Origin of the sequence: Pseudomonas sp. 2VD (assembly GCF_005503585.1) — a bacterium.
GTDB lineage: Bacteria > Pseudomonadota > Gammaproteobacteria > Pseudomonadales > Pseudomonadaceae > Pseudomonas > Pseudomonas aeruginosa.
Window position 1 is genome coordinate 1 of sequence record NZ_SCND01000159.1, and the last position, 12,807, is coordinate 12,807.

At 63.9% G+C, this 12,807-nt stretch carries 10 protein-coding genes; 2 read left to right on the top strand and 8 right to left on the bottom strand.

Features of this window, described 5'->3' with window-relative positions; genetic code table 11:
- Positions 1-1,734 (bottom strand): ATP-binding protein (locus FFS27_RS17875; protein WP_272483168.1); only part of this gene is annotated, 1,734 nt, incomplete at its 3' end.
- Between the two features lie 204 nt (positions 1,735-1,938).
- Here FFS27_RS17875 and FFS27_RS17880 point away from each other — a divergent pair.
- Positions 1,939-2,859, top strand: coding sequence for a LysR family transcriptional regulator (locus FFS27_RS17880; RefSeq protein ID WP_003122963.1), 921 nt, complete (start codon positions 1,939-1,941; stop codon positions 2,857-2,859).
- A gap of 15 nt (positions 2,860-2,874) precedes the next feature.
- On the opposite strand, the gene FFS27_RS17885 is transcribed toward FFS27_RS17880, so the two are convergent.
- The 7 genes from FFS27_RS17885 to FFS27_RS17920 all read right to left on the bottom strand — a co-directional run bounded on the left by FFS27_RS17885 (position 2,875) and on the right by FFS27_RS17920 (position 11,414).
- The gene (locus FFS27_RS17885; RefSeq protein WP_003449667.1) at positions 2,875-3,216 is read right to left on the bottom strand and encodes a hypothetical protein; all 342 of its coding nucleotides are present in this window, start codon (positions 3,214-3,216) and stop codon (positions 2,875-2,877) included.
- Between the two features lie 379 nt (positions 3,217-3,595).
- Positions 3,596-5,836, bottom strand: coding sequence for a lipase family protein (locus tag FFS27_RS17895; protein WP_021264516.1), 2,241 nt, complete (start codon positions 5,834-5,836; stop codon positions 3,596-3,598).
- Positions 5,833-6,624: a hypothetical protein gene (locus FFS27_RS17900; protein ID WP_021264515.1), complete on the bottom strand. Its 792-nt coding sequence runs from the start codon at positions 6,622-6,624 to the stop codon at positions 5,833-5,835. The genes FFS27_RS17895 and FFS27_RS17900 overlap by 4 nt, the downstream gene beginning before the upstream one ends.
- 143 nt (positions 6,625-6,767) lie before the next feature.
- Positions 6,768-7,559, bottom strand: coding sequence for a hypothetical protein (locus FFS27_RS17905; RefSeq protein ID WP_021264514.1), 792 nt, complete (start codon positions 7,557-7,559; stop codon positions 6,768-6,770).
- Positions 7,556-8,404 carry a DUF4123 domain-containing protein gene (locus FFS27_RS17910; RefSeq protein WP_003449652.1) on the bottom strand — a complete coding sequence of 283 codons (849 nt, stop codon included), beginning with the start codon at positions 8,402-8,404 and terminating at the stop codon, positions 7,556-7,558. Before FFS27_RS17910 ends, FFS27_RS17905 begins: the two co-directional genes overlap by 4 nt.
- Positions 8,401-10,476, bottom strand: coding sequence for a type VI secretion system Vgr family protein (locus FFS27_RS17915; protein WP_003449649.1), 2,076 nt, complete (start codon positions 10,474-10,476; stop codon positions 8,401-8,403). Before FFS27_RS17915 ends, FFS27_RS17910 begins: the two co-directional genes overlap by 4 nt.
- A 305-nt stretch (positions 10,477-10,781) precedes the next feature.
- Positions 10,782-11,414 carry a response regulator gene (locus FFS27_RS17920; RefSeq protein WP_009876145.1) on the bottom strand — a complete coding sequence of 211 codons (633 nt, stop codon included), beginning with the start codon at positions 11,412-11,414 and terminating at the stop codon, positions 10,782-10,784.
- 145 nt (positions 11,415-11,559) lie between these two features.
- On the opposite strand from FFS27_RS17920, the gene FFS27_RS17925 reads away from it, so the two are divergent.
- Positions 11,560-12,807: two-component system sensor histidine kinase (locus FFS27_RS17925; RefSeq protein WP_137952122.1), on the top strand; the 1,248-nt coding region annotated here is incomplete at its 3' end.

Sequence of the window (12,807 nt, forward strand, 5' to 3'; positions counted from 1 at the left end):
GATATGCGCCAGGTCCAGCGCCTGTTCGGTCGGTGCCTGCTCGTCGTCATCCTCCGTCGGTTCAAGGAACAGCAGCGTCGCGCCCTCCTCCAGAGGCTCCCCGAGGCTCGCCGCGAGCCGCCGGACGATCCCCCCGCCGGGTGCCTTGACCTCGAACTCCATCTTCATCGCTTCCAGGATCGCGACCCGCTGGCCGGCACGCACCCGTTCGCCCTCGGCCACTTCCAGGGCCACCAGCACCCCGCTGCTCGGCGCCGACAGCGGCAGGCTGCCGAGTGGCGCCTCGATCCGCGCAGGCGCGGCGTCCTCGGCGAGCGGGCACTCGGCGCGGAGCCGCGGATGGCTCGCCGGGATAGGCGCCAGCAGTGTCTCCAGGTGGCTTTCGACGAAGCGGGTGTCGACCCGGTTGGCCTGTACCGCCGGATGCAGCAGAAGGTTGCGCAGCAGGTCCAGGTTGCTCGCCACGCCCTCCAGGCGGAATTCGCAGAGCGCCCGGTAGGCCCGGCGCAACGCGGCGGGATAATCCGCGCCGCGCACGACCAGCTTGGCCAGCAGCGAATCGTAGCTGGGGCTGACCCGATAGCCGGCATAGCCGTAGCCGTCCACCCGCAGGCCGGGACCGCTGGGCGGTTCGTAGGCGCCGATAGTGCCCACCGCCGGACGGGCGCTGCCGTCGGCCGCCAGGGTCTCCAGGTTGATCCGCAGTTGCACCGCGCAGCCGCCGATCGCCGGCGGTCGCTCCAGGCCGAGGGCGGCAAGCTCCATGCCGGCGGCGAGACGCAACTGGGCGTGCAGCAGGTCGACCCCGGTGACTTCCTCGGTGACGGTGTGCTCCACCTGGATGCGCGGATTGGCTTCCATGAAATAGAAGCGCCCGGGGCGCTCCTCGTCGACCAGGAACTCGAAGGTACCGATCCCCCGATAGCGCACCGCGCCGGCCATGCGCAGGGCGCAATCGATCAGCGCCTCGCGAGTGGCCTCCGGCAGGTCCGGGCTGGGCGCGATCTCCAGTAGCTTCTGCTGGCGCCGTTGCAGGCTGCAATCGCGCTCCCAGAGGTGGCTGACCGCACCGCTGCCGTCGCCGAGCACCTGCACCTCGATGTGCCGCGCCCGCGCTACCCGTTGCTCGACGTATAACTCGTCCCGGCCGAACGCCGCCTGCGCCTCGGCACGGCAGCGGCGGTAGGCATCGGCCAGTTGCGCGACCTCCTCCACTGCACGCATGCCACGTCCGCCGCCGCCGGCAAGGGCCTTGAGCATCACCGCGGCGCCATCGCCCAGCCCTTCCAGGAACGCCTCGGCCTCTTCGACGCTGACCGCACGGTTGATCCCGGCCACCAGCGGCACCTCCAGGCGCTCGGCCAGGGCACGCGCGGCAGCCTTGTCGCCGAACAGGTCGAGCACTTCCGCTTGCGGCCCGACGAAGTGGATGCCCGCGCGCTGGCAGCGCCGGGCGAATTCGCCGTTCTCGGCGAGGAAACCGTAGCCCGGATGGATCGCCTCGCAGCCCTGCTCCAGGGCCAGCGCGACCAGCCGATCCATGTCGAGATAGGCCGCCACGCCACGGCCGGCCAGCGGCAGCGCGACATCGGCCTTGCGCACGTGCAGGGAAGCGGCATCGTCCTCGGCGAACACCGCCACCGAGCGGATACCCAGGTCGGCGCAGGCGCGAGCGATGCGAATGGCGATCTCGCCGCGGTTGGCGATCAGCAAGGCGTTGAAGGGAGCGGTCACGGCAGGTTCTCCGGGGAGCGGGTCAGGCGGCCGGCGAAAGGAGCTGGCCCGGCGGCGCGTTGGTCATCGTCGCAGGCATCTTAGGCAGCCGAAGGAAGCGGCAGAACTGAGGCTTATTCATCGACATCCATGAAGCCTATGCATGGTTCTATCGGCGAGCATGCCTGCTAGGCTGGCGCCTTCCCCAGACAGGCGCGCGCAAACATGAATCAGCCACATGAATGGTCGCCCCTCAGCCGTTTCGATCTGAACCTGTTCCGGGTCTTCGAAGTGGTCTATCGAGAACGCAACCTGACCCGCGCGGCGGGCCTCCTGCATCTCAGCCAGTCGGCCGTCAGCCACGCCCTGGCGCGCCTGCGCGACCAGCTCGGCGACCCGCTGTTCGTCCGCCAGGGGCGCGGGGTTGCGCCGACGCCGCTGGCCGAGCGACTGGCGCCGGGCATCCATGACGCCCTCGCCGGCCTGCACCGCAGCATGAATCGCTGCCAGACATTCGACCCTCGGCGCGACGCGCGGACCTTCCAGTTGAACATGCCGGAGCAACTGGAGCCGCTGGTGCTCCCGGCGATCCTCGACCACCTGCGCCAGGCCGCGCCGCGCATCGAGATACGCTGCAACAGCCTGCACTGGGCGGACCTGAAGGCGGAACTGGGCGCCGGACGCATCGACCTCGCCATCGAGATCGCCCGGCCCACCGACGCCGCCCTGCGCCGCCAGCACCTGCTCGACGATAGCCTGTGCGTGATGGCCGGGCCGGGCTTCGCCGGCGAACTGAGTGCGGAGGAGTACCTGGCGGCAGACCATGTCGCGGTGACCTCGCGGCGACGCGGCATCTGCATCGAAGACCTGGCCCTCGGCCACCTCGGCCTGACCCGCCAGGTGCGCCAGCGCTGCCAGCACTACCTGTCGGCGGCGTTGCTGGTGGCCCAGGGCGGCTACCTGCTGACCCTGACCCGAGGCTACGCCGAACTGATCAACCGCGGCCTGGGCAACCGCCTGCTGCCGATGCCGCTGGCCCTGCCAGCGGTGACTCTGAATCTCTACTGGTCGCGCCAGGCCGACGACGAAGCCGGCAGCCTCTGGCTGCGCGGCGAACTGGCGGAGTTGGCGACGCGCCTGCGCTGAGCGCGGGCGCTGCGACTAGGGCTTCACCGCCTTGGCGCGGGCCTTCTGCAGCCACTGCCCGGCCTTCGCCGAACACTCCGTGACATAGGTCGTATCGATCGCGCAGCGCTCCCCGGTGGCCTTGAGCAGGTAGGCGGCATCGGCTACCTCGTAGTCGGTGTGCCGGCGCGGCGTACCCTTCGCCTGGGATTCGCGTTCGTCCTCGCGGATGTCGCAGTACAGCGCATTGCTGCGGGCGAACAGTTCGAGGCACTCGGCATCCTTGCCCAGCAACGGGTTGGCGCTGTCCTCGGCGGACTTGGAGCAGCCGCCGAGCAGCAGGCAGGCGCAGGCGATCGTGGCAAGCGGGCTACGCATGTGTCCGTTTCCTTGGCCATGGAGAGAGCGCCATTAAAACAGCCCCGGCGCCTCGGCGCACCCGCCATCGCCTCAGAGCCGCTCCCACGCGGCAAGCCGTGCCCAGCCAGCCATTTCTCCCAACGGCAGATGGCGGCCGAGCGGCTAGCCTGTCCGATGGTCCTCGGCCTGGAGATGACCCACAAGCCACGCCTGTTGCGCATCTTCACCGCGCTTCAAACCGATGCCCTGAAAGACGGGCGTCGCCAGCACGTGTCGGTATTGCGCGAACGTCGCTACGACGCGCGCCTGCCCATGTGGCTTGGAACAGGTCCCAGGCAAAAAGCCGAGGGGAGGCGGATATGGATAGAGCCCTCGATAGGGTTTGTTTGACTCCGCTCTATCCAAGCGTATCGATGTCCAGATCGAACACCGCTCCAGGGGCATGGCCGCCTACCAGGGTAGCGATCGCGCGCTCATTGCTGTCGGCATCCGGCGGGGCCATCGCGAGTTGTTCATGCGAGCGATTGAACGAGTGCGCCAGCCAGCGCTCCAGGCTCACCGCCAGCGCCTCGGGCCGCTCGGCAACCCGGCCGTAGACCTTGGCCTCGCTGACACGTTCGACACTCAATGCTTTCAGTCGCACAGCGGTCTGTTGCAACCTGCCGATTTCAGCGCGCAATGGCCCCATCATCTGTTGTTCCCTGGTAGAACCGTAGGCCGCCGCCTCCTTTTCCCGCAACTGCGCCTTGAAGTCCTGCAGCGCTTCCCCGACCCGCTCGTACTCGGTCGGAGTCACCACGGTGCGGCCTTCCTCCAGGGCCTCTTGTGCACGGCGCAAGGAAGCCCAGCAATGCGGAATGTAGCTGGCGACCATCTTGTGATCGGCATTATCCAGCATCTGCCGCAGCAGCCCGCCTCGCTCCGGCAAGCCATTCCTTGCAGCCAGTGCCTTGGCGCAAACCGCTGCGCCGCCGCGCTCGGTAATGCTTTCGCAGCCGGGCGTCCACAGGATCGCGGACTTGTGGCCATCGGCAAACGACACGGGCATGAAATGACGCAGTTTGCCGTGGTGCGTGTAAGGCTCGCCGACGATGTTGACGGGACTCAGGAGCATCACCGCCCCTCCGATGGCTGGGTTGAAGAGCATCAGCAGGACGCCCGCCCCCGACATGCGCCAGGACGTTTTCATCCAAGCCGCCGGGACACTGGGTACCGGATCGTTCTGGTTGACCATGCGGTGATGTACCAGAGGCCTGGCGTTTTCCACGAAGGTCTTGTCGCCTACGCGCGGGCTGCCGTAGGTGTAGAGCACGATGTCATAAGTGAAACCGCTCCTGTGGCGTAACATCTCGGCGATCAGCAGTGCAACTGCGCCACCGAGGCTGTGGCCGGTGATCACCAGCTTCTGCCCGCTGTAGAACTTATCCAGGTAGGTTGTAACGAACTTGATGGCCACCTTGGCCGACTCGTAAAACCCGTTGTGTACCTTGCCGCTGGTTTCCTCGAACGGCGTCTGCGCAGCATCCACATCGCGCAGAACGTCAGCCATACTCGCGGTGCCGCGTACCACCAGCAGGATCAACTCATTGTTATGGGTGATATAGGCTTGCGTATCGGTACCATCCCGTTTTTTGGCATCGTCCAGGTAATGGAGCCTGGACGGATGTTCCTGATCCACCCCAAGCTCGGGGCTGTTCACTTCGGGGTATAGCTCGGGGTCGAACGGTACGACCTCCAGGCGCCTGGAGTAGGCCACGTCTTCATACAGGGGGTAGTAAGTCTTCCCGCCGGCCTGAGTTGCGTCCACTTGCCACAGCTCATCGGACCTGGCCAGGGCATCGCCGAACCAGTTGCCGACGCTGGGTTGCGCCGGAAAGCTCACACTGTCGGTTTCCACCGGTTGCGTATCGGGTTCCTGGCCAAACGGGCTATAGCTCAGGGTCGACATCAGCGCCAACTGGTACAGGTTGAGGTAGCAGAACGCTTCGCCCGTGGACAGGAGCGGACTCAGCGCCCGCAAGGGGCGCACCTCCAGCACATGGTGCCGGTTCGGCAACAGCGCGATACCGCGAATCCGGGGAGGCCTGGGAGCAAATCCCAACTCTGCCATGGCGGCCGAGGGACGGCGCATCAGCGCATGCACTTGGTGCCGAGGCGGAAAGAACCGGGGCGCCAGGGGCGGAAGATGGGCCCGGTGCTCCACCAGTTCGCTCACCTCGACCTGGCAGAAAGAATCGGCCTGGCCTTGGGCGGGGTTGGACCGGGTGCGGGCGCCGTCAGGGTTGACAAAGCGGGTCTTCTCGGCACGCACTTGCAGTTCAGTGATGGGGAGCGGGTAATGTGGTCTATTCCTCAAGTCCTTATAAGGCTCATCTCCTCCTTGGTAACTCTTATCAAGCTTGAGCAGCACCGGCCCGCAATAGTGCCGATTGATATTCCCAGTCCCTGTTTCGTCCAGAATGCCAAGGTAGACAACCTCCTCAGAATCGCTGACTTCATAGGCCAGGCCGGCATAGGGCCTACCATCCCCCCGCTCATCCACCAGTTGAAAACTGGTCGAGTGGGTGCGTCGCGGGCAGGCATGGATACGTTCGCTGAAGAACGGCTTTTCCCACTCCTCCATCGGCCCAGGGGTCATGGGGTCACCGCCTTGTTTTCCGTACAGCCGGGGTAGATGATACAGTTGCGCCCATCCGGCATTCTGAAGGTGCTGAAATCCTTGTAGTTGCCGTTGCAATAGGCTCTTTGATCGTCAAAACTCTTGCCCATGCAGCGCTTCCAACCACCGGGCACTTTAACCCAAGTGTCGCCCCACCCCGGCCTCTCTTCGTCAGCCAGCTTGATCCTCAACCTCACCGTCTTGCCGGGCAGTTGATCCAGGGTGTAGGCCACGAAAGGTTTCGCTTTGCGCCGTACACCCGTCTCATCCATCCTTTTGCAATCGAGGATTTTTACGATACGGCGCAATTTGCCTACCGTGCGGAATAGAAACTGGCACTGCCCGGAGAATTCACTTTCCCCGGCGGCATTAAAAGTACCCTTCTTCACTTCGACCAGCTTTTCGCGCACGGCAATCATTGCTGAGTCTCGCCCGAAATCCCCCCAGTCCTTGCCATACCAACCGTATACATAAAAATAGATGTTCTGCAGTACCAAGGGGCAGCCACTGACCGTACGGCGTAACAATATCTTCGAATCCCGTTCATATTTTTCCCGCCCCGAGTTGTAGCCAATTTGGGTATCCTTCCCCCCCGGCACCGTGCAGGTTTCACCTTTGGCCGGCACATAAGTTGCCGTGGCTTCGTAAGTGAACTCAGGTGGCAGGTCCGCCGTAACGGTAAAACTGTTGGACGTGCCCAGGGCAGTACAGCCCTGGGCCAGCGCAAGGCAACTGGCAAGGGTCATGTTTTTAAGGGTGCGGTTCATCTGGAGGCGTCTCCTTGCCAATAACTGCAGTCTTGGACGTTATTCGTCCACGGGTTGAAAGTTGCTGGAGTGCGAGCGCAGCGGGCAGGTATGGATACGCTCAGCGAAGAATGGCTTTTCCCATTCCTCCATCGGCCCAAGAGTCATGGGGTCACCACCTTGTTTTCCGTACAACCGGGATAGAGGGTGCAGTTGCGTCCATCCGGCATTCTGAAGGAGCTGAAGTCCTTATAGTTTCCATAGCAAAATGCGTATTGATCTTCAAAATTATCACCCAAGCAGCGTTTCCACCCACCAGGAACCTTGACCCAGGTATCCTTCATATAGGGGCGCTCTTCATCAGCCAACTTGATCCTCAACTTCACCGTCTTGCCGGGCAGTTGATCCAGGGTGTAAGCCACGAAAGGTTTCGCTTTGCGCCGTACGCCCGTCTCATCCATCCTTTTGCAATCGAGGATTTTTACGATACGGCGCAATTTTCCTACCGTGCGGAATAGAAACTGGCACTGCCCGGAGAACTCACTTTCCCCGGCGGCATTAAAAGTACCCTTTTTCACTTCGACCAGCTTTTCGCGCACGGCAATCATTGCTGAGTCTCGTCCGAAATCCCCCCAATCCTTGCCATACCAACCATATACATAAAAATAGATATTCTGCAGTACCAAGGGGCAGCCACTGACCGTACGGCGTAACAATATCTTCGAATCCCGTTCATATTTTTCCCGCCCCGAGTTGTAGCCAATTTGCGTATCCTTTCCCCCCGGCACCGTGCAGGTTTCACCTTTGGCCGGCACATAAGTTGCCGTGGCTTCATAAGTGAACTCAGGCGGCAGGTCCGCCGTAACGGTAAAACTGTTGGACTTGCCCAGGGCAGTGCAGCCCTGTGCCAGCACAAGGCAACTGGCAAGGGTCATGTTTTTAAGGGTGCGGTTCATACGGGGGCGTCTCCTTGCCAGAACCGCACCTCCTGATACACACGCTCGAAATGCGTCGTGGGGGTTTCGTCAGGCAGGGGTGACCAGGACCTGGGCAGGGCGTCATCCGATGCGAGCAGGCGTTGAAGCAGTAGAAAGCGGATCTGTTCAGGCGCCCGCCAGCCCCATGTGCGGGCCAGTTCCAACTGCGCCCGAAGCCAGGCGTCGGCATCCCGCTGCCCGGCCAATTCCGCAAACGGCTCCGTCCACTCGGCGATCAGGTAGCGCCAGGCGTTGTCGAACTGAATACCTGCCGCCGTCTCCGAAGCCGTGGGGACAACGAGCCACGCCGGTTCGGCCGGCACGGGATGGTCGCCAGGGGCGGGGTTGTCGGCATGGAGCCATCGCCCGGCCAGCCAGTAGCACGCGCTGGAGATCGGTCCCAGGAACGCCGGGCGCTGCTCCGGCTGCAGGTGTGCCAGGGCGCGACCCAGCACGCGACTGTCGTGAAAGCGATAAAGCGCCTGGTTCGGCCGCTCGCCCGTTACCAGGCGAGTGCGCCAATGCCGGGCCAGCGACTCCAGATCACTGCTCACGCTGCTGGCCAGCCAGCCCCAATGACGTTCGGGCGACTTGAGCAACGCCTGAATGACCGGATGGTCCAGCGCATCGAGCCGGAACAGGTAGGGACCTATCGCCGCCAGCGAACTGGCGGGCGTACCGCTATACAGATTGCCGTACTGATGGGGTTCGCGCCCTTCGAGCAAGGCATCGCGCTCGTCGATCTGGCCATCGGAGTCCAGTACCAGGTACAGGTATCGGCCCAGCTCGCCTTGTTTCTGCAGCCATTGTTCGGCCGTGGTCATGCGGCACCTCCAACACGGCACAGTCCATCGCGACAGATTTCGCAGAGCGGGCAGAAGTCCGCGGCGCGTTGCCTGGCGGCAGCCACGAGAGGCAGCGAATTGGCGACGACGGTCTGTGCTGCTTCGGCCAGAGCCTGGAGTGCCTGCTGCGGTGCGATGCCGGCCATGGGGGCTCCGCCCTGCACGATCGGCACGCTGCTGAAAATCCCCGCGGAGTTGATGACGATATGCTGTCCACCGGCCTTGAGTGTCAGGTTCACGCCGGCATCGACCAGCACATTGGTGGCGGTGACGCGGGCCTGTGATCCGGCTTGCACGACCCAGGTGCCGTCCACGGCGATGCTGCCGGCGCCGCTGATGGAAAGCAGTTCGTTGCCGCCGATCCGGGTGTGGCGCTCACCCTGGGTGGTATGCAGCTCATCGCCCTTGATCAGGCTGGAACTGTTCATGTTCACCTGCTCAAAGCGGTCGTTTTCGACCAGGCTGCGGCTGTCCCGGCTTATCCGTTCGTGACGGTCATTGCCGATGCTGGTGTGACTGTCGTTGAGGATCAGTTGCTCGATATCGCGCTGCGCGCGCAGGAAGATCTTTTCCTGGCCTGCCCGGTCTTCGATCGAAAGTTCGTTGTAACCGCCGCTGTTCGGCGTACTTCGGCTACGCAATACGGTTCTGCTTTTGTTCGCCGGCAGCGCGTAGGGCACAGGCGTGGTCTTGTTCGGCACGACACCGGTAATCAACGGGCGGTCCGGGTTGCCTTCGAGGAAGCTCACCACCACTTCCATGCCAATGCGCGGAATGGTCACCGCGCCGAAACGCTCGCCTGCCCAACTGGAAGCAACCCGCAGCCAGCAACTGCTTTTGTCGCTTCCCAGTTCCCGTCTGTCCCAATGCAGCTCGACCTTCACCCGCCCGTATTCATCACAGAAGATCTCCTCGCCGGCCGGACCGGTGACCCGAGCGGTCTGGCACCCCGGCAGGGGCCGGCGCGGCAGCAGCGGCGGCCGGAAAAACACATCCCATGGAATGGCGGTGAAGGTATTGCGATAACCCTGGGTGAAGCGGTCTTCTGCCTGGCTATCCCCGGTCACGGACTCTTCGAGTGACTGGGGTTGCCGACCAGAGTGCGTGACGCTCAGCAACAACCACAGTTCGTTGCATGTCTTGCGCGGATGCTCGGTCAGCTTGAAGAAGTGACCGCTGCGCAACGTCGGCTGATCGCTCTGGCCTTCGGCCAACTGGTAATCGACACGATGCCGTTCCAGAGCCTGTCTGGCCAACACCTGTCCACGCTCCAGCGTGGTGATCGGCGAAGGATAACGATAGTCCTCGAGGGCCGGCTCGAACTCCGCGGTGAACTGGCTTTCCAGCAACAGGCTTGGCCGCTGCAGGTCGTAGTCGCGGCGAGTTACCTTGCTGGTGCGGGAACTGAAACGCTGGGAAAACCGATTGACCACCGGATGATCGGCGACCGTTCCAGTATCCTGGCGGTATGGCGTGCATCCCAGCACGGGGAACCAGGCCTGGTCCTCGGTGAACACCAGCAGGTGATTATCCGCTGAATGCTGGTGGTGCCAAGCGATGCCGTCCTCGGCACACAGCCGCTGGATGAAATCGAAATCGCTTTCACCGTACTGGGTGCAGTATTCGCGTTCCGGGCTGGAGTGGACATTGAAGACGTAGACATCAGGCTGGATACCATGGCCTGCCAGCACCTGTGCGATGATCTGCGGTACTGTCAGGTGCTGGAAAATGCGCTGGTTGAAGCTGAACTGCAGGTAGTGCAATACCGGCACCAGGGTCAGGTGATAGCGCGCCAGGCGCCTACCGGCTTCGCCCACGTACACGTCTTCGATATGCCCATGGATCCCTTCGCCGCTCAGGCCGAACTGGAGAAATGCCGGTTGACCGAGCAAACCCTCCAGGTCGAAATCGGGGTTCTCGCTGAGCAATTCGATACGGACGGCATACAGGGTGCTGATGGCTTCGGTGCCATCGAAAGCCAGTACCTTGAAGTCGTTGCGTACGGAGGGGATCGATAGCGCAAAGTGCGCACTATTGGCTGGCGCGAACATTTTGCTTTTCCTTAAGCTGGACAGCGCACTTATAAAAATGCAGCTGCGCGGGCATGGAGCGAGGACTCTAGCAAGTCGCCCTTCGAACGTATGCGCAGAAAATTCTGAAAACGCTGTCTGACCAGAAGTGGTTCTGTCGGGACCTGCTGCCGTCTCACTCAGGCAGTCAAGCGACTGTCAAGCCATACTCGCAGCGCTACTGAACGTGCCGAGCCGCATGGTCTTGGCCTGTTAGGACCAAGGCCCCATGCCGGCGGCAGGACAAGGCGCACGACGTCTGATCTGCGCCGGGCCCATCGCTGCCGCTACTCCCCGTCGCCATGCCCCAGAGCCGCCCGGTACTTCACCGCCGCCGCGGTCCGCGACGGCACGTCCAGCGCCCGCAGCAGCGACGACACATGGATGCGCACCGTGTAGTGGGAGATGTCCAGGGCGCGGCCGATCTCCTTGTTGCTCTTGCCTTGGGCCAGCAGGCGCAGGACATCCAGTTGGCGCTCGGTGAGCCCCTCCAGGCGCGGGCTGGGCTGCAGCGGCAGGAGGCCGGAGGGTTCGTAGCGCACCAGCACTTCCCCGGCGCGGATGGCCAGAATCGCCTGGCCGAGTTCCTCGGGCGCGATGCTCTTGCCGAGGAAGCCGTCGGCCCCTGCATTCATCACTTCGCCGATGAGCTGCGGGTCGTCGACCATCGAGACGACGATCAGGGTGGTGCGCGGGAACCGGCGGCGCAGGTCGGCGAGCATCTCGATGCGGGTCAGGCCGGGGAAACGCAGGTCGAGGATCAGCGAATCGGGCTGCTCGCCTTCACCAGCCAGGCGCAGGACCCCGGCGAGATCGCCGGCCTCCTCGATCCTGGCCTCGGGCAGCAGGCGCTGGAGGATACTCAGCATGCCCTCGCGAAACAGCGGATGATCATCGGCGACGATGATGCGGCCAGTCATTCTTGTAGTCTCCAGGAGTCGCAGTTTCCGCCGCGCATGCTACCTTAGCCCGCTACCGCCGCGCCCACCCTTCGTCCGTCTTCGTGACGAAGGGGGCGAAACAGAGGAAAAGGCGCGCGGCGCTCCCATGCACACGGAGGTGCACATGAAGTTCGAGAAGAATACCGAGCTGGACCAGGCCAACCTGCGACTGATCGTGGCCACCTGCGCGATCCTCTACGTGGTGCTGATCGGCCTGCTGCCCGGCCTGAAGGTCGAGACCTACCTGCCGATCGTTGCCTACTACGGCCTGTTCCTGATCGCCTCCATACTGCTGCGCCAGGCCATCGTGCGCTGGCCGGGGCACTACCCGGCGCGGCGGATCTTCTGCATGCTGCACGACTACGCCGGCACCTCGTTCGGCCTGATCGTGGGCGGCGAGGCAGCGCTGCCGCTGTACGCGGTGATGGTCTGGATCAACCTGGGCAACGGCATGCGCTACGGCTCGCGCTACCTGGCCATCGCCACTGCCCTGGCGCTGCTCGCGCTACTGGTTATCTATCGACTGACCCCGGCCTGGCAGGCACAGCCGTTCATGGTGCTGATGCTGATGACCACCAGCACCGTCATTCCCTTCTACGCGCACCTCCTGCTGGAGCGCACGCGCAAGGCCACCGAGGAAGCGTTGCAGGCGAACCAGGAGAAATCGCGCCTGCTGGCCCAGGCCAGCCACGACCTGCGCCAGCCGATCCACTCCATCGGCCTGTTCACCGCCTGCCTGCGCGACGCCCGCCTGGGCGACGAGGAACGGCGCCTGGTGGACAACATCGACCGCTCGCTGCTCAACGTCTCGCAACTGTTCCGCTCCATCCTCGATCTCTACACCCTCGACAACGGCCGGCTCCAGCCCAAGCAGGAGAACGTCCACCTGGGCGAGTTGCTGCGCGACCTGGTCCGGCGCAACGCCGAGGCGGCCCGCTGGGCCGGGGTGGAACTGCGCCTGCGCCCTTGCCGCCTGTGGACGCGAACCGATCCGGGGCTGCTGTCGACCATGCTGCAGAACCTGCTCTCCAACAGCCTCAAGTACGCCGCCGAGCGCCCGCTGCTGATCGGCGTGCGGCGGCGAGGCGACGGCCTGGCCGTAGCCATCTACGACCAGGGCCGGGGGATCGCAGAGGAACACCTGCCGCGGGTGTTCGAGGAGTTCTACCGGGTACGCGAGACGCGCGACCGCGACGTCGAGGGAATCGGCCTGGGGCTGTCCATCGTCCGCCGCCTGGGGCAGTTGACCGGGATCGAGGTGACGCTGCGCTCGCGGGTCGGACGCGGCACCGCGGTGACCCTGCACGGCCTGCCGGCGGTCGCCGCGCAAGCCCTGCCCCGCCGCGACGATCCCCTGCAGGCCGGCCTGCTC

What these genes read in the sequence shown, in the direction of transcription:
- FFS27_RS17905 (WP_021264514.1), bottom strand. Translation starts at nt 7,559, where the DNA reads ATGAACCGCACCCTTAAAAACATGACCCTTGCCAGTTGCCTTGTGCTG.
- FFS27_RS17910 (WP_003449652.1), bottom strand. Translation starts at nt 8,404, where the DNA reads ATGACCACGGCCGAACAATGGCTGCAGAAACAAGGCGAGCTGGGCCGA.
- FFS27_RS17880 (WP_003122963.1), top strand. Translation starts at nt 1,939, where the DNA reads ATGAATCAGCCACATGAATGGTCGCCCCTCAGCCGTTTCGATCTGAAC.
- FFS27_RS17885 (WP_003449667.1), bottom strand. Translation starts at nt 3,216, where the DNA reads ATGCGTAGCCCGCTTGCCACGATCGCCTGCGCCTGCCTGCTGCTCGGC.
- FFS27_RS17920 (WP_009876145.1), bottom strand. Translation starts at nt 11,414, where the DNA reads ATGACTGGCCGCATCATCGTCGCCGATGATCATCCGCTGTTTCGCGAG.
- FFS27_RS17915 (WP_003449649.1), bottom strand. Translation starts at nt 10,476, where the DNA reads ATGTTCGCGCCAGCCAATAGTGCGCACTTTGCGCTATCGATCCCCTCC.
- FFS27_RS17895 (WP_021264516.1), bottom strand. Translation starts at nt 5,836, where the DNA reads ATGACCCCTGGGCCGATGGAGGAGTGGGAAAAGCCGTTCTTCAGCGAA.
- FFS27_RS17900 (WP_021264515.1), bottom strand. Translation starts at nt 6,624, where the DNA reads ATGAACCGCACCCTTAAAAACATGACCCTTGCCAGTTGCCTTGCGCTG.